The organism is Pedobacter sp. HMWF019, assembly GCF_003061025.1.
Taxonomy (GTDB): domain Bacteria; phylum Bacteroidota; class Bacteroidia; order Sphingobacteriales; family Sphingobacteriaceae; genus Pedobacter.
In genome coordinates this window covers 1-16,233 of sequence record NZ_QAIL01000528.1, presented here as the reverse complement: position 1 = coordinate 16,233, position 16,233 = coordinate 1, and the positions used below count along the sequence as shown (strand labels likewise).

General features: G+C 38.7%; 17 protein-coding genes and 1 pseudogene. 16 read left to right on the top strand and 2 right to left on the bottom strand.

Going from position 1 to position 16,233, the window contains the following annotated elements; all coding sequences use genetic code 11:
• The 15 genes and pseudogenes from DBR11_RS30010 to DBR11_RS26295 form a co-directional block, all read left to right on the top strand.
• Positions 1-283 (top strand): annotated as a pseudogene (locus DBR11_RS30010) (hypothetical protein); the annotation flags it as partial.
• Between the two features lie 5 nt (positions 284-288).
• Positions 289-1,428: a hypothetical protein gene (locus tag DBR11_RS26360; RefSeq protein WP_108555550.1), complete on the top strand. Its 1,140-nt coding sequence runs from the start codon at positions 289-291 to the stop codon at positions 1,426-1,428.
• Positions 1,409-2,551, top strand: a complete 1,143-nt coding sequence (locus DBR11_RS26355; RefSeq protein WP_108555549.1) for a hypothetical protein — start codon at positions 1,409-1,411, stop codon at positions 2,549-2,551. Before DBR11_RS26360 ends, DBR11_RS26355 begins: the two co-directional genes overlap by 20 nt.
• Positions 2,552-2,724: 173 nt before the next feature.
• On the top strand, positions 2,725-2,865 hold the full coding sequence (locus DBR11_RS30400; protein ID WP_233260920.1) for a hypothetical protein: 141 nt from the start codon (positions 2,725-2,727) through the stop codon (positions 2,863-2,865).
• Positions 2,866-2,901: 36 nt separating this feature from the next.
• Entirely contained in the window at positions 2,902-3,816 is a 915-nt protein-coding gene (locus DBR11_RS26345) for a hypothetical protein (protein WP_108555547.1), read from the top strand.
• A 1-nt stretch (position 3,817) separates the two neighbouring features.
• Complete coding sequence (locus tag DBR11_RS26340; protein WP_146186674.1) at positions 3,818-4,726, top strand: hypothetical protein; 909 nt, start codon at positions 3,818-3,820, stop codon at positions 4,724-4,726.
• A 3-nt stretch (positions 4,727-4,729) separates the two neighbouring features.
• Complete coding sequence (locus tag DBR11_RS26335) at positions 4,730-5,704, top strand: hypothetical protein (protein ID WP_108555545.1); 975 nt, start codon at positions 4,730-4,732, stop codon at positions 5,702-5,704.
• Positions 5,701-6,696, top strand: coding sequence for a cell division protein ZapB (locus DBR11_RS26330; RefSeq protein ID WP_108555544.1), 996 nt, complete (start codon positions 5,701-5,703; stop codon positions 6,694-6,696). Before DBR11_RS26335 ends, DBR11_RS26330 begins: the two co-directional genes overlap by 4 nt.
• 2 nt (positions 6,697-6,698) lie before the next feature.
• Positions 6,699-7,382: a hypothetical protein gene (locus DBR11_RS26325; protein WP_146186673.1), complete on the top strand. Its 684-nt coding sequence runs from the start codon at positions 6,699-6,701 to the stop codon at positions 7,380-7,382.
• Positions 7,379-8,329: a hypothetical protein gene (locus tag DBR11_RS26320; RefSeq protein WP_108555542.1), complete on the top strand. Its 951-nt coding sequence runs from the start codon at positions 7,379-7,381 to the stop codon at positions 8,327-8,329. The genes DBR11_RS26325 and DBR11_RS26320 overlap by 4 nt, the downstream gene beginning before the upstream one ends.
• Before the next feature lie 5 nt (positions 8,330-8,334).
• Positions 8,335-9,237, top strand: coding sequence for a hypothetical protein (locus tag DBR11_RS26315; protein ID WP_108555541.1), 903 nt, complete (start codon positions 8,335-8,337; stop codon positions 9,235-9,237).
• 51 nt (positions 9,238-9,288) lie between these two features.
• Positions 9,289-9,960 (top strand): energy transducer TonB, encoded by a 672-nt coding sequence (locus DBR11_RS26310; protein WP_108555540.1) that lies wholly within the window; start codon positions 9,289-9,291, stop codon positions 9,958-9,960.
• 133 nt (positions 9,961-10,093) lie between these two features.
• Positions 10,094-10,993: a hypothetical protein gene (locus tag DBR11_RS26305; RefSeq protein WP_108555539.1), complete on the top strand. Its 900-nt coding sequence runs from the start codon at positions 10,094-10,096 to the stop codon at positions 10,991-10,993.
• Positions 10,990-11,379 (top strand): hypothetical protein, encoded by a 390-nt coding sequence (locus DBR11_RS26300; RefSeq protein ID WP_108555538.1) that lies wholly within the window; start codon positions 10,990-10,992, stop codon positions 11,377-11,379. Before DBR11_RS26305 ends, DBR11_RS26300 begins: the two co-directional genes overlap by 4 nt.
• Positions 11,380-11,582: 203 nt before the next feature.
• Positions 11,583-12,194, top strand: coding sequence for a GIN domain-containing protein (locus DBR11_RS26295; protein WP_146186672.1), 612 nt, complete (start codon positions 11,583-11,585; stop codon positions 12,192-12,194).
• A gap of 118 nt (positions 12,195-12,312) precedes the next feature.
• Here the strand turns inward: DBR11_RS26295 and DBR11_RS26290 are convergent, their stop codons facing one another.
• On the bottom strand, positions 12,313-14,646 hold the full coding sequence (locus tag DBR11_RS26290; protein WP_108555536.1) for a DUF2339 domain-containing protein: 2,334 nt from the start codon (positions 14,644-14,646) through the stop codon (positions 12,313-12,315).
• Positions 14,647-14,811: 165 nt separating this feature from the next.
• Here DBR11_RS26290 and DBR11_RS26285 point away from each other — a divergent pair, with 165 nt between their 5' ends.
• Positions 14,812-15,153, top strand: coding sequence for a hypothetical protein (locus DBR11_RS26285; protein ID WP_108555535.1), 342 nt, complete (start codon positions 14,812-14,814; stop codon positions 15,151-15,153).
• 153 nt (positions 15,154-15,306) lie between these two features.
• Here DBR11_RS26285 and DBR11_RS26280 read toward each other — a convergent pair whose 3' ends face one another.
• The gene (locus DBR11_RS26280; protein WP_108555534.1) at positions 15,307-16,149 is read right to left on the bottom strand and encodes an Rpn family recombination-promoting nuclease/putative transposase; all 843 of its coding nucleotides are present in this window, start codon (positions 16,147-16,149) and stop codon (positions 15,307-15,309) included.
• Between the last annotated feature and the right edge of the window lie 84 nt (positions 16,150-16,233).

Sequence of the window (16,233 nt, the reverse complement as noted above, 5' to 3'; positions counted from 1 at the left end):
TGCCTGGCCGGATTATGTATTCAACGAGGATTACAAGCTCACAAGTCTCCAAGAAACGAAAAAATACATCAAAGAGAAGGGACACTTGCCTGGCATTCCTTCTGCTGCGGAGGTAAAATTGGAAGGGATTGATTTAGGGGAGATGAATAAAAAGTTACTTCAGAAGATTGAAGAACTGACATTAGTCTTGATCAACCAACATGAAAAAGCGGAAGTTCAAGATGAGAAAATAAACCGGCTTACTTTGGAAATGTCGGAATTGAAGAAAATCATAAACAAATAAGCCATATGAAAAATTTTAAGCTTTATCCTATAAATAGTTTTATATCAGGGAATCTGAGTTTGAAAACATTACTTGTCTGCTCCGTAGCGTTATTCACCCAAATCAATTGTTTTGGTCAATCAGAATTGGTTGTTAATGACACCCGAAATGTAGTGAGTTCGCCCAATGATTTGAAAAATAGAGTAAGATTTGATTTTAAAAACCGAGCGGTGATCGAATCACCTGGGCTGGGAATGTTTACCGGAGTCATGACTTTAGCTCCATGGGGTGATGCAACTGGAGGGAATAACTACCAACTTAATTTTAATGCAGGGGGGGTATATTATAGAACAGGAGCGTTTGGGAATACAGCCTGGGAGAGCTGGAAAAGGCTTGTTATGGAAGAACCAAATGGAAATGTTGGTATTGGTACTACCGATCCGTCGGCCAAACTGCATATTAATGCTTCTTTAACTGAGTCTGCGATTAAAATAGGAACTCCTAACACTCCTGGTAACTTAAACGTACCAATGGGTGCATCAACAGGAGGATATAATATAGATTTTTATACTTGGAGAGATGTACAACCAGATCAGATTGGTGCGCGTATACGTGCTGAACGATGGAATACACACAGTAATAACAATGCCTTAATTCAATCAATGGATTTGGCCTTTTATACGTCTGTAGGATTAGATCAAACCAATTTGACCGAAAAAATGCGTATTTCCAGCAGTGGTAATGTTAGTATAGGGACGAAAGATTCGAAAGGCTACAAATTCGCTGTAGCGGGTAATATGATTGCCGAATCTGTCAAAGTTCAATTACAATCTGCATGGCCGGATTATGTATTCAAAGATGATTATAAACTCACAAGTCTTCAAGAAACCGAAAAACACATCAAAGAAAAAGGCCATTTGCCTGGAATCCCTTCGGCTGCGGAGGTAAAATCAGAAGGAATCGATTTAGGGGAAATGAATAAAAAGTTACTTCAGAAAATTGAAGAACTGACACTATATCTGATTCAAATGGAGAAAAAAAACAGTGAAGAAAGATCAGCTCAAGAAAGTAAAATTATTGGTCTTAAAGCGCAAGCTAGTGAACAACAGAAAGATATAGATCGAATGAAGTTAAAAATTAAATCCCATGCAAAAGCTATTTATTAACGCCGCACTCATACTAACGTGCAACATTGCTTACTGCCAGCAAAATTTACTTCCCGCATCCGGAAAAGTTGGAATTGGAACAATTACCCCAGTTTCTCAATTAGAGGTTCTTTCTCCCGCCGCAGTTGGGGGAGAAAGTTTAATGAAATTTAAAGTTTCCGACGCGGCGAACGATTATATGGAAGTGTTGAATTCAACAGGAGGTACAAATATGTTTATGCCTGCAATTAAAGGAGCTGTAAATTCCTCTAATACAACTTCTCTTTATTTCCTTGGAGAAACAAACAGCGTAAATGACATTGGTACGAATCCTATGATAGTTTTTGATTCCAGGCTTAGTAGTGGCCATGTAAATAACCGTCCACTGTTTGGATGGGATAATTATGGAACGAGATATATGACGATTCAGGCTGGAGGCAATGTTGGTATTGGTACTACGGATCCTTCTGCTAAACTGCATATTAATGCTTCTTTAACTGAGTCTGCAATTAAAATAGGAAGTCCAAACGTTTCAGGTAACATAAATGTTCCGGTAGGTGCAAGCACAGGTGGTTACAATCTGGATTTCTACACCTGGAGAGATGTTCAGGTTGATCAGATAGGTGCGCGTATTCGTGCGGAAAGGATCAACAGCTATCAACCAAATAATGCGTTGGTTCAATCGATGGATCTCGTTTTTAGTACCTCTACAGGTGGTATTCAAACTGAACTTACTGAAAAACTAAGAATTAACAGCACAGGCAATGTTAGCATTGGTACAAGCGATGCTAAAGGCTACAAACTGGCCGTAAATGGAAATATTCTGGCAACCGAAATTAAGGTGCAGGCAGCTCCCTGGCCGGATTACGTTTTTTCAAAGAACTATAACCTTCCAGCTCTTCAAAGCCTAGAGAAGCATATTAAAAAAGAAGGTTATTTACCAGATATGCCTTCGGCAAAAGAAGTTGAATCAAATGGGATTAATGTAGGTGAGATGAATGCAAAACTGCTGAAGAAAATAGAGGAGCTTACTTTATACATTATTGATCAGAATAAAGAATTGTTGAGCCAGAAAGACCAGTTGAACCACTTGAAAAAAGACAATCTTGAACTTAAAAAGGCGGTTTTTGGAAGAAAACACTAAACTAATTAAACCTAATATTTATTAATACTTAACGCAACTCAGTTATGAAAATTGACATAGAAAGAATTATCCTCATAGACACTTTTATAAGAAAAAAATCCACGGGTAAACCAGATGAATTGGCCCAACGCTTAGGGATATCGAGAAGATCACTATTTGGTACCCTCAATTTTATGAAAGCGTCATTAAAAGCACCGATTGTGTATAACAGAGACGAAAATAGCTACGTATATGAGGAACATGGATTATTCTGTTTTATCTACGATACAAAGCAAAAAGGAGAAATACAGGATAATGAAACCAGAGAATTATAGTCTTCGAAAACCAAAAAAACTAAATCGAATCATATCATGAAATTGCAGAAAGTAATTAAGAAGTATATCTATAATCACAAAACTGTTTTTATCCTGTTGTTTGCTCTTTGTTGTTGTTCAAAGACATATGGCCAAGTTCCTGCACAAATTGTCAACCTTCCGGGTACCAATTTTGTCTATGTTGGAAGTTTGACTGATCCGGATTTTTCTGCAGGAAACTCGCAAAAGATAATTGTTAAAATTTTCGGTGGCTCCTGGTTTTCAGAATCCGACGGAGAAACTACATATTATATTTCGAACCGAGCAGGTTTAACGGCAAAACAGGTTAGCGTAGGAAATCAGTCGTCCCGTTGGTTCTCTTTAAGAATGTATCAAAATGGCTCAAAGGTAGACTTATATGTTGTTCCAAATCCGGTTGAGTATACCTCATTTGCCTTGACGTCTTTTACTTTCGGTTCAGGTATAAATGCTCAGTTTGTAAATATAACCAATCAAAACAGTCAGCCTGTTGGTACAGACATTACGGCATCGGCAGTGGTTACCCCCTTAATGACAACGGATGGTATGGGGAATGTCGCTCTGGGAGTTGCTGATCCAAAAGGTTACAAGCTAGCAGTAGCCGGCAATATGATTGCTGAATCTGTCAAAGTCCAGTTAAAAGGCTCCTGGGCGGATTATGTTTTCGAAGATGATTATAAGCTAAAGACGCTGGAAGAAACAGAGGCTTTTGTGAAGAAGAATAAACACCTCCCTGAAATTCCATCAGCAGCAGAAGTAAAAAATAACGGAGTTGATTTAGGCGAGATGAATGTAAGATTGCTGCAAAAAATTGAGGAATTGACCTTGCATCTTATAGAGAAGGAGAAAAAAGATAATGACCAACAAAAACAGATAGATCTGCTTAAAATGCAGGTCGATAAGCTCTTAAAATCAAACAAAAAATCAAAATAATATGAAGATCATTATTCGAAAGAAGAGGGTAACTCGCTGCTCCTTCATTGTCGGTCTATGTTCCCTGTTTCTAAACACCAATGTGTTTGCACAAGATTCTTTGGCTATAAGTAGATACGATGAAAGGGGATTAACCTTATGGGCAGGAACTACAGTAGTTACAGATGCAACAGCTCATGGCGGGAAAGCAATGTTTAGAGCCTCTTCAACTCCTAGTGCTACTTTCTGGTATGGGCCATATAAACACATTCAGGCAGGTAATTATTTGGTACAGGTAAGATTAAAGGTAACGTCAAATCAGTCAGATGCCGACTTTCTTAATTTTGATGTAGTAAGCACAAACGGGATCGTCAATCAGGGTATTATGTTAAAACCGAGCATGTTCAGAAAAAATAACGAATGGCAGCTATTTACATTATCCGTTCAAGTCCCTGAAAATGCAGAAATTATAGAAATAAGGGGAACCAATTTTATTAGCGGGATCACAGATGTATACATGGATTATGTGACGATAGTGCCAGGAGATGTGAGGGGAGTATATTCGCCAGACTATTCTATTGATGGAAAGGGAAATGTAGGAATCGGTACTCAGGATACACGAGGGTATAAGCTCGCTGTATCCGGGAATATGATTGCTGAATCTGTTAAAGTCCAGCTGCGGTCTGCCTGGCCGGATTATGTTTTTACTAAGGATTATGCACTTCCTTCTTTAGAAGAAACAGAGAAACACATCAAAGAAAAGGGCCATTTAGAAGGGATTCCTTCAGCAGGAGAAGTGAAGAATAGCGGAATTGACTTGGGCGAGATGAATGCAAAACTGCTTAAGAAGATCGAAGAATTGACCCTACAGGTGATTGAACTTAATAAAACGGTTAAACAACAACAATTACAGATTAATACTTTAAAATAAATAATGAAAAAATTAACGTTCATCATTTTGTTCCTCGCTGCTATAAGCGTACAGGCACAAACAACAGGAAGTATAACCGTGGGTGGCGATTTTGATAAGTTCTATCCAACAGTTTTGACTGATGGAGGATGGAATAATATGATGCCATCGCAATTAGAAATAGGTAGGTCTGTGATTCATGAAAATAGTGATTGGAGAGGGTCGCTTATGGCAAAATTTACTTTCCATGTAGCCCTTTGGGGAAATGGTGCCAACTTCATAAATGCAGAAATTATCCAAACACACAATACCTTAAACAGTGCCAACAGGGATTTTATAGCGGGATGGAAAGACGCTAGTGGAAGCAGTGCAACTCTTGATCTCGTTATTTGGCTAAGAGGCGGAGGCACAACTTATCACTATAAATCTCTCTATCCAACTACTTGCAGAGTATTTGATGGCGTTGCGAATCCTTTACCCTTTCAGGAAGAGGGAGGTCCGGCGCATAGTTTCAAAACAAGTCCTGATCTATATGTGAATTCAGAGGGTTTAACAAATAGTGGCAGCGCTGCCTTTCACGGTGGAGGCACAAATTATTTTGCCGGAAATATGGGAATTGGTACCCAAGATACAAGAGGATATAAGTTAGCTGTATCTGGGAACATGATTGCAGAATCTGTTAAAGTCCAGTTGCAGTCTGCATGGCCAGACTATGTATTCTCAAAAGATTACACACTTCCTTCTCTAAAAGAAACAGAAAAGCACATCAAAGAAAATAGCCATTTACCTGGAATTCCTTCTGCTGCAGAAGTTAAAACCAATGGAATTGATTTGGGAGAAATGAACGCAAAGCTACTTAAGAAGGTCGAAGAACTGACCCTGTATGTTATTGATTTGAACAAGAAATCAAACTCCCAGGAATTAATGATTAAAAAACAACAAGCATCAATTACAAGTCAGCAAATGGAGATTAACAAATTGAAGAAAAATAAACGATGAAAAAGTTAATGTTTATCATTTTGTTCCTTGCAACTGTAGGCGTAAAGGCACAAACACTAGGAAGTATAACCGTCGGTGGCGATTTTGACAAATTCTATCCAACAGTTTGGACCGATGGAGGGTGGAATAATATGATGCCATCGCAATTAGAAATAGGTAGATCTGCGGTTCATGAAAATAGTGATTGGAGAGGTTCGATAATGGCTAAATTCACCTATCACACTACACGAGCGGGAAATGGAGCCTCCTTTATAGACGCTGACATTGTACAAAGCCATAACGTATTGAGTGTTCAGGATTTGGATTTTGTTGCAGGCTGGAAAGATGCAACAGGAATTAACGCAAGTTTTGATGTGGTTATTTGGTTAAGAGGTGGGGGCACAACTTATTATTATAAATCTCTTTATGCAACTACCTGCCGGGTTTTTGATGGCGTTGCAAATCCATTACCCTTTCAAGAGGTGAGTGGCCCGGCGATTACATTTAAAACATCAAAGGATGTGTACGTTAATTCTTTTGGACTAACAAAGAGCGGCACCGCAAATTTTTTAAATGGGGGAACAAATTACTTTGCAGGAAATATTGGAATTGGTACCCAGGATACACGAGGATATAAATTAGCTGTATCCGGGAATATGATTGCAGAATCTGTTAAAGTCCAGCTGCGGTCTGCCTGGCCGGATTATGTATTCACAAAAGATTATACACTTCCATCTTTAAAAGAAACAGAAAAGCACATCAAAGAAAAAGGTCATTTGCCAGGGATTCCTTCGGCCTCAGAGGTCAAAGTTAATGGGATCGATTTGGGCGAGATGAATGCAAAATTATTGGAAAAGATCGAAGAGCTTACCTTGCACTTGATTCAGAAAGATAAATTAATAGAAAATCTGAAAACCAGTAACCAGCAAATTGAAAATAAACAATTAGCTCTTCAATTGTCTCTGGAAGCCTTGTTAAATCGTCTAAATAAGTTAGAAAATCAAAAAAACTAATCATGAAATATTTAAAATATGGATTGTGTCTGCTTATGACAGGCAGTTGTCTTATCTGTTTTGGTCAAGGACTTGGCCCTAATAAAAATGATGATCTGGAGATATCATCTGTAAGTGGGCAGGCAAGTACAAATATTGTTATGAATAAACAATGGCTATATAGAAGTGAGGCAGGAAATGACTGGTATACTTCTATGGTTGTAGATGGAATAAGCATAGATTATTCTTTTTTAAAACCAGGAACAAGCAGAACCTGGTGGCTTAGAAATCCATTTTCAGGAGCACAGTCTTGGGGTAATGCAGGAGAAACATATATGGGGATTTATGGTGGTAATCTGGGCATCGGAACAACAGACACCAAAGGATACAAACTTGCGGTTGCTGGCAATGTGATTGCCGAATCCGTTAAAGTTCAGTTACGGTCTGCCTGGCCGGATTATGTATTCTCAAAAGATTATACACCTCCTTCTTTAAAAGAAATGGAAAAACACATCAAAGAAAAAGGTCATTTGCTAGGGATTCCCTCTGCAGCAGAAGTGAAAAATAACGGAATTGATTTGGGTGAGATGAATGCAAGATTACTACAAAAAATCGAGGAACTCACACTCCATTTAATTGCTCAGGATAAAAAGCTCGCTTTACAACAGCTTGAGATAAATGAACTAAAACAGAATCACAAACTATGAAAATTTTTACATTAACAATCTTATTGACAGCAACTAGCCTTGGATTATTTGGTCAAGATGTTAGTTATAATACAATTACAACTACCTCTCTTGATTCAGCTAATCCAACATCTATAAGGATTATAGGGCAAAATAGCCCTGTACTGCTACCTAGTGCTAGGAATATTTCTTTTGAATTTAACTCTGCTGGAAAAGCATATATACGAGCTTTTAGAGGTTCCTCCTGGGGAACTCATTTGCAATTTTTAACCAGTGATGAGGTGACTTCAGGAGGAATTCCGAAAGTACGTTTGCACATCAGCTCTGAGGGAAACGTAGGAATCGGAACCTCGAATCCAGGCTCTCCTTTAAGTATTAGTGGCAATGGAACTGGAGTTAGTGTTAGCCCAGGTGGAGCCCCATATTACGGTACGCTGGCATTTAATAGAGAATCGGCAACTGGAACTATATTCGATCCTTCTGGATCTGCATTTCAAATCAATAACGGTGGTACAGATGCAAATTTACATTTTACAGTTTGGAAAGGGAACGGAACAATGGTTACAAGTAATGCCCTGGTTATAGGAGCAGATGGTAACATTGGGATTGGTGTCAGCAATTCTAAAGGTTACAGACTCGCAGTGGCGGGCAACATGATTGCAGAATCTGTTAAAGTTCAGCTGCAGTCTGCCTGGCCAGACTATGTTTTCGCAAAAGATTACACACTACTTCCTTCTCTAAAAGAAACAGAAAAACACATCAAAGAAAAAGGTCATTTGCCAGGGATTCCTTCAGCAGCAGAAGTTAAAACCAATGGTATTGATGTAGGGGAGATGAATGCCAAACTACTCCAGAAGATTGAAGAACTGACCCTGTATGTTATTAATTTGAACAAAAAATCAAGCTCACAGGAAATAATGGTTAAAAAACTACAAAACGAAGTTAAAAAACTCAAGTCTAAGAAATAAAACATATGAAAACTCTATGTACTTTACTATTCCTTGCCCTTGCTTTAAGTAAAACAGGAACCGCTCAAACATTGCAGACTGTTGTAGACAACGGCAATACAACCACTTCTCCAGTGAGAATTTTTGGACATGCAGATTTTGGCGAGGCCTGGGATCCCACTCCTTACGGAGCTGTGCAAATTACACGCCCAGAAAATCTGGATGCTAAGTTCCATCTGTCTTTCATTAGAAGGGGGCAAATGGTATATGGGATGGGGTTTCTTTACAATTCGGATGTATTTGCTATACAAGCCGGAAGTGACAATAAATCTCTAAGAGGTCTTTTTATGGATGCCAACGGATATGTCGGAATTGGCAATACAACTCCTGGAGCAAATCTCGATGTTAAAGGCCAAATAGCGGTGTCGGGTACAGGTGCGGCCATGAATTTTTTAGACAGAAACGACAATTCCAAAGTACTTCAGTTTTACAATACCGGTGGCAATCTAAATCTTTATTCTGTGGGTTACGGAATGACAGATAGCAAAATTACTTTTACTGCTGATGGGCGTATTGGCATAGGGACCTTAACACCAAAAGAGGCACTATCTGTAAACGGCAATATCAGGGCGAGAGAAATTAAAGTTGAAACTCAGAATTGGCCCGATTATGTCTTTTCCAAAAATTACGTGCTCCCTGATCTTAAAAGTGTAGAAAAACACATTGAGCGCAATGGTCATTTACCCGGCATCCCATCAGCAAAAGAAGCAGAAAAAGATGGGATTAATGTAAGTGAGATCAATGCTAAACTAGTCAAAAAAATAGAGGAGTTAACCCTTTACCTGATTAAACAAGATAAGGAACTGAAGAAAATCAAGATAGACAATCAAAAACTTAAAAAAGCAGTATTTAAAAACGGAAAATTTTAAGCGCTTATTGATGCTCTTTTACTAACTTAAGCCTGTAAAATTAATCGCTTTATGATGCTCGAAATCAAAAAAATAAGTCTCCCAGTTCTTCTTTTTAGTCTGGTCAGTTTAGCCAGTGCTCAGGAAACCAAAAAAGTGAGTAAAAATACCTCCATACAATTGGCAACCTTGAAAGAAAATTACGAAGTATTAAAGACCAATCCTAAGATCAAACAGGGAAGTTATTCTGCACAGATTCGTTCTTATGCTGAAAAAGGACAATACGATCAAGATAAGAAATCTGGAATATGGGAATTCTCCAAAAACGGTGTGGTTTTTCAGAAATACGACTTTAGTAAAGAGGAATTTCTTTTAGATGAACCCTCTAAAATGGTTAAAATTAAACTGCTTGATGATAACGGTGAGCCAGGTAAAGATCTTGAGCCAATACACTTCTATACAGGGGGCGATCCTAAAATAATGAATGCATTTTTATATTTCATTTATCCAAGACTTGCAGCTCAAAACAAAGTAGGAGGAGTGGTTACAGTATCGGCAATACTCACTAAGGACGGAAAGATTATTAATGAAAAAGCAGAAAGCAAACTCGGTTCAGGTTTAGAAGAGGAAGTATTGCGGATCTTTGAAATGATTCCGCCATGCTGGATACCCTTACAAGTAGACGGTAAACCAGTTGACGTTAAAATAAGTATCCAATCTTCCTTCATGATACCAAAGAGTTAAACCTCAAAAAGTTTTCAACATTTATCAGAGTGCAGTGTGGTCGCACTGAGTTTATTTTACTTAGGGCCTAACTATAATCAATCACAAATAAATCAAGAAAACGTTCTTAACATCTGTATTTGCTCTGGTATGCATGTATACCTTTGGTCAAAATAACTACCCTTCAACAGGTAATGTTGGAATTGGCACGAACAATCCACAGTTTAATCTGGAGATCAATTCCGAAATGCCCTTTTTGAAGATAAGATCTTCCGTATATACTCCTAATCCAACTGTACTTACCATAAAGGGCGGAATTATATTTAACATGGAAAACGCAGATAAAACTGCGGGGATTCTAGAGGCCATTCCTCCAGGAGAACATGTTCCGGGTATACTTTTCGCAACTAAAACAGCCTGGAACGCTCCTGGACCAGGGTCTACAGATTGGTACCACAGAATGTTCATCCATCCAAATGGAAACGTTGGAATTGGTACTACAGACCCTCGGGGTAATCTTGACGTAAAAGGACAAGTTGTAGTTTCAGGTAATGGCGCAGCGATTAATTTTCTAGATAGAGAAGATAACTCAAAAATTCTACAGCTGTACAATACCAATGGCAACCTGAATCTTTATACTTCTGGATATGGAGCTCCAGATAACAAAATTACGTTTACATCAACCGGGCGGATTGGAATCGGAACGACGACACCGAAGGAGGAGTTATCTGTAAATGGGAAGATTCGGGCAAAAGAAATAAAGGTAGAAACGGCCAATTGGCCGGACTATGTGTTTGAGAAAAATTACATCCTTCCTTCTCTAAAAGAAACAGAAAAACATATTCATGAAAATGGCCATTTGCCCGGAATTCCTTCCGCGAACGAAGTCAAATCTAATGGGATTGATTTGGGTGAGATGAATGCCAAACTCTTACAGAAGGTGGAGGAGTTAACACTTCATTTGATACAGCTAGACAAAAAAGTGAATGCTCAAAATAAGATCTTATCGAAGCGTCAATTCGAAATAAGAAAAAATAAAAAACATTCAAAATGAAAACGATCAATCTTCTAACGGCTTTTGTATTTATTTGCTCTGTTGGGCATGCCCAGGAAACCTTACAAACAGTAACAGACAGGGGTAATGCGACAACAAACTCTCTCCAGATCGGAGGTTCATCGGTCAATGCCAATACCACTAAATTATTTATTAGAAACCCCATGGGCAAGACCTTATTTATAATCTTAGGAATATTTCTGCTACTTAGCAGTTGTTCAATCAACACGGGTGTTATTGGGAAGTTCTCCTCGAATAAGGGCTCAAATATGACTTTATATTTGATAGAAATAGAAAGAAAGAATGGTGAAAGGGAAAAGGTGCTTCAACAGCGGATAAATCAACAAGAAAAGGCTATTGAACAACTTTCTCAGAAGTCCTATTAATGTTAATGCTTTGCAACCTCAGTTTTAAGTTCTAACTATGATTCTATAAGTTATGAAATTAGTAGAGTAACTGGTCGTGAGTATTTGTCTGTTTGTCGATGGTTACCCTGCTGTTGGTCTAATAGGGCTAAAACCGCTGCAACGTTTTGATATTGAGGATGTCTTATGTACAAAGAGAATTAAAAAACTTAAAACATAAAGATATGAAAACCGCTATCAAAACCTTATTCGCAACAGCATTAACCGCTATAGTTTTAACCTCATCTGCTTTTACAACATTTGCAAAAGAAGGTGATAAAAACCCATCATCATCCACTGTAGCCTCAGGTTATAACATGATCAAAGTAAAAGGTAATGTACTGGTTTACCTGTACCTGGGAACCAAGGAAAACGTTCGTGTAGAAACAGAGCAATCGGAGACTAAAGTATCTTTTAAAAGAGAAGGCAATAAACTGCTGATCAATGCCACAGGTAATGAAAGAGCAACTGTGTTTTTAACAGTGAAAGATCTGAAAAGAATTGAAGCTTCTGAAAACGCTGTGGTAAAATCAACCGGTCGTTTCAACTTGTCTCTGCTTCAGGTTTTTGTACAGGACAAAGCTAAGGTAGATGTGAATGTTGTTGCACAGGATGTATATACTGTAGTTAAAGATGCTTCTACCTTGAAACTAAGTGGATCTACCGACCACCATTTATCAGAAAAGGACAACGATTCGGATCTGAATGTAACCCATTTTGCAGCGTTAAAAACAGATTCTTCCAGCCCGGTTTTTGCCATCAAAATAGCAGGTGTTTCGAACAGCACTACCAAATAATTAACGACTTAAATAGTTGTCAAATCTGAACCCGGCGTCTGTAAAGATGTCCGAGCTCGGTGTTTTATGCCCGGAGATCTGTGCAGGGACATGAAATGCATCTTGCAGAATAGAAACATCATGCTAATTTCTCCATCTCCGCATCATCACTGATCAGGTGTTTGTATTTGTTGTACAAGAAGGAAATGATCAATAGCAATCCTCCTAATGACACGAAAACAACCGTTTTCGCAATGGTACCCAGGTCTTCCATGTCGTATAAAAACAGTTTAGCCAATGTAACAGCAAACAAAGCAATGGCGCCAATCCTCAGGTGCTTTTTCTTTTTCGCAAAGCCCAGAATGATTAAAAACAGCGAATATACACCCCAAAGAATGCTGAGTCCAAGCTTATCACTATCCTCTAATCCTATCAGGGAAATGATATTAATGAGTTCGCTACTCAGGATCCATAATAGAGAAATGTGCAATACATAATCGAATCCGTTTTTGATGTTCTTCTTTAAGAGGCCCGACCGGTCCAAATAGTAACACTGAAACAGGAGCAAGGTAAAGAACGCAAGAGAAACATAGCGGATGCCGATATTCATAGGCCCGCTTGGGAAGTATTGATCAAGCTGCGACTGATAACTGCTGCGAAGTTCGGTTAAATTATAAAATCCTTCGGTCAGGAAAGCCAGGATAGTAACCAGACTAATCATCATGCAAACTGTAGCCAGTTTTTCCATCCTGATTTTTTTAAGATTAACTATAATGAGTATTGCGGCAAAAAATAAGGTATATACATAGATCCATGCGGTTTTCAATAATATATAGTCATTGTTAACCGCATAACCAGGATGGTCTGTTGCAACTGCCGGGTTAATGGTGACCGCCGTTTTGACCAGCATTCCGCCGAAATATTTACTGATTTCCATTCTAAAAGTCATATAGCAAACTGCTAATAAGACAGTAGGAATTAGATAAGCCAGTGTGTTTTCAATCCAAACGGATTTATCCGGGTTGTCATTTGTCTTTCTGCTTACACGGTACATCCATGCAAATGCGACAATGGAAATACAGGCCGTCAGGAAGTCTACGTTAAGTATGGGCTTAACAATTTCTTCGGTCGGAGAATTGGCCCCGTGATAGCTGATCCAATCTTCCAGTATACTCAAAGCGGCCAGGATGACCAATGGCAGAGCGAGTTTTTCATAGATCGAAATGTTCCTTACCCGGCCCAGATATAACAGCAGAGCGGCTTCCATTGTCCAGAGAATGGTCACATATCCACCATTCAGTTGTACCGGTATTGCAACAGTTATAAAGGTGATGACCATAGCCAAAATGAGGTAGAACAATTTCTTATCGGCGAGGTTCTTTTTATAAAGAATCAGGCTTACCACCAAATGAATAACCGCATTGCAGAGGGTAAACAGACCAAGTAATTTTGCACCTGTAACATCAATGTTGAGGATAAAATAACCGATGCCATAGTAAACAAAAGAATTGAGGAGAATGATGAGCACATCTGACAGGCCAAAAGGCTCCTCTTTTTTGACTTTATAGGCCAGGCTGCTGAGGTAGAAAGTGAAAAAGAAGATGGTAGAGAAGATCAGCCCCAGGTTTAAGTAGTTTGCTGCATCGGTTCTAAAAATGGCCCAACCTAGAAAAATAAGCCAGGTAAGTCCAAAGGAAACATACAGCATGGGTTTCCAGTACCGTTTGAAACTTATGATCAGGATACCAATATTGATGATGGCCATATAGCTGAACAGCACGACGACCTTCCCGGAACCGTCGCTGAGTAAAAAGGGAACACCATAAGCACCCACTAAACCAATATGTGCAATCACTTGTTTGTTGTATTTTGTAGCCGTAATGACCGCAAAAACGGTAAATATCACCATGAGTATAAACGTCAGGGCTTGAGGAATCAGCGCATAAGAATCGTAGGCGGCAAAAGTGATGAAATACAATATGGCAATTGCACCACTAATGAGCACTGCAGAAAAATTCTCGTATTTGGCTTTAAGTTTAACCGCAAAACCAAACAGACAGCCACCAACCAGGTAGCCCAGAATGATACGGGTTAATGGGCTGATCATATCATGGTCAATGGCGTATTTTGCTCCGATACCCACTCCGATAATCAGGATTAGAATACCGATTTTGCTGATCAGATTTTCACCAACAAACTTCTCCAGGTCAGATTTATCCATTATTTTCCGGGTAGACTGGTTTGGAAAAGAGGGAGGTACCGGCCTTTTTGGTTGCGTGAATACACGTGGCTTTTGCGGTCGCGGCTGAGGGATACTTGGAGCTGCTAGAGGTGCATCAGGTTCTGCTGATGGGAATTGAATTGATCTGATCTCTGATTGTAGCGCTTTGATCTCAGCATCGAAGTCTGCTTGTCTTACCTGTAGATTTTCCAGTTTCAGTAAAAGCAGGTCTAATTTTTCGGAATGATTCATCCTGTTTTCTTTTTTTGAGCATTATGGTCTTAAATATATAAATATATTGGTGAAATGTGCAGTACCGATCGTGCCTGAGCTACAGTAGTCTAGATATTGGACTCGTTTATCAGAGAACTTTTTATAACTTGGATTTGTTAAATAAATGCTAAAAATACGTTCAAGATGGCAATACCTGGATTAAATTCACCCCTAAGAGTAAGTATAAGAATCCTCTGGATCTTTGCTTTTGTTCCATTCTTTCTTGGCTGTCAATCAAAAATTGATCTGCTATCTTTAAAATTTGACCAGGATGTATCAAAACTGTTTAAAGGTGACAAGCAATTGAAGTCTGGTAGGGATATTTTTTTTGGTCTACGGGGATATATTGATGATGAGCCGAATAATTATTCTATTGATGGAATAAAAATCAGCTCCTATACACATCCAAATTCTGAGGCCCACAATAAATTGTTGATCTATATTAAGAATAAAGAATCGGAATATAAATGGCGGGTATCTAACTGATGCCCGTCATTTCTGTTTTGGCGATTGCATCAATTGTGTACGTGATTGTTCTTATAATGTAGGTGTTAATATCGTATTTTGTGGTTATGCGCAGAAAATTGGAGTGTTTGGCGCGCGTTCTTCCAAGAATTGGAAGAACTAGGGGGGAGGGTACTAAAGAGCTTCGATTTCCTGAATCGAAAGTTTGGTTATTCTGGCTATAAATGATGAAGAACATCCCTCGTTCTTCAATTCCTGAGCGATTTCTAAGGCTTTTTTGTGCTCACCTTTAATTTCGCCTCTAATCTCTCCTTTAATCTCACCATTAATTTCACCTCTGATGTACAAGATGTCCTTTTCTTCTACAAATATTTTTCCTGTTAGTGCCATATTTTTAATTGATGTTTTCTCTAAATTACGCAATTGCATCAAAACGCGCAATTGTTTTAAATATCTTCCTTGTTCTAATTCTCCAATATCTTTGTTTTCTATTTCCTGAACGATCTGCTGTAAGATCATTTCTGTATCCTCAATCTGGAGATCACCGAAAATGGCCAGCATCTTTTGTTCTATTTTATCTGAGTTTAGAAATACCTGGTAATCGATCTCCGAAAATGTGAGCAGGTTATACCAAAAATGGAGGTATTTATTCCTGATCCGCATGGGCATATTGGGTTTTCCTGCACCGATGTAAATCACAAACTGGGTTACTGGCAGTCCATATTTTCTTTGCAGCATGATACTGTATTCTGCCATGCGGAAAGCCATATTTTTCTCGTTGTCGCGCTGGTACTCAATGTGGAGTATAAAGACCTTTCCCTGGTCGTCTTCTACTCTTTTTAAAAGATCAGGTCTGCGTTCTTTGGTGTGCTGAATATCATCCGCGATCTCTTCGCTTTTAACAATATGGAGACGAAGTACGTCTTTAATAACGTCTGGTAGGGTGTCCTCCATGTTTTCCCTAAAGACTTTATCATACATGCTGCCCTGTTCGGGTCCATTAAATTTTTCTGTCATATTTTATCTGAATTGCACCAATGTAGGTGTGATATTTTCAAATAAAAAATAACTGTCGATCTTTGCAGAAACTATCTTTTAGGT

Coding starts and splice junctions, on each gene's coding strand:
- DBR11_RS26360 (WP_108555550.1), top strand. CDS start 289: ATGAAAAATTTTAAGCTTTATCCTATAAATAGTTTTATATCAGGGAAT.
- DBR11_RS26355 (WP_108555549.1), top strand. CDS start 1,409: ATGCAAAAGCTATTTATTAACGCCGCACTCATACTAACGTGCAACATT.
- DBR11_RS30400 (WP_233260920.1), top strand. CDS start 2,725: ATGAAAGCGTCATTAAAAGCACCGATTGTGTATAACAGAGACGAAAAT.
- DBR11_RS26345 (WP_108555547.1), top strand. CDS start 2,902: ATGAAATTGCAGAAAGTAATTAAGAAGTATATCTATAATCACAAAACT.
- DBR11_RS26340 (WP_146186674.1), top strand. CDS start 3,818: ATGAAGATCATTATTCGAAAGAAGAGGGTAACTCGCTGCTCCTTCATT.
- DBR11_RS26335 (WP_108555545.1), top strand. CDS start 4,730: ATGAAAAAATTAACGTTCATCATTTTGTTCCTCGCTGCTATAAGCGTA.
- DBR11_RS26330 (WP_108555544.1), top strand. CDS start 5,701: ATGAAAAAGTTAATGTTTATCATTTTGTTCCTTGCAACTGTAGGCGTA.
- DBR11_RS26325 (WP_146186673.1), top strand. CDS start 6,699: ATGAAATATTTAAAATATGGATTGTGTCTGCTTATGACAGGCAGTTGT.
- DBR11_RS26320 (WP_108555542.1), top strand. CDS start 7,379: ATGAAAATTTTTACATTAACAATCTTATTGACAGCAACTAGCCTTGGA.
- DBR11_RS26315 (WP_108555541.1), top strand. CDS start 8,335: ATGAAAACTCTATGTACTTTACTATTCCTTGCCCTTGCTTTAAGTAAA.
- DBR11_RS26310 (WP_108555540.1), top strand. CDS start 9,289: ATGATGCTCGAAATCAAAAAAATAAGTCTCCCAGTTCTTCTTTTTAGT.
- DBR11_RS26305 (WP_108555539.1), top strand. CDS start 10,094: ATGTATACCTTTGGTCAAAATAACTACCCTTCAACAGGTAATGTTGGA.
- DBR11_RS26300 (WP_108555538.1), top strand. CDS start 10,990: ATGAAAACGATCAATCTTCTAACGGCTTTTGTATTTATTTGCTCTGTT.
- DBR11_RS26295 (WP_146186672.1), top strand. CDS start 11,583: ATGAAAACCGCTATCAAAACCTTATTCGCAACAGCATTAACCGCTATA.
- DBR11_RS26290 (WP_108555536.1), bottom strand. CDS start 14,646: ATGAATCATTCCGAAAAATTAGACCTGCTTTTACTGAAACTGGAAAAT.
- DBR11_RS26285 (WP_108555535.1), top strand. CDS start 14,812: ATGGCAATACCTGGATTAAATTCACCCCTAAGAGTAAGTATAAGAATC.
- DBR11_RS26280 (WP_108555534.1), bottom strand. CDS start 16,149: ATGACAGAAAAATTTAATGGACCCGAACAGGGCAGCATGTATGATAAA.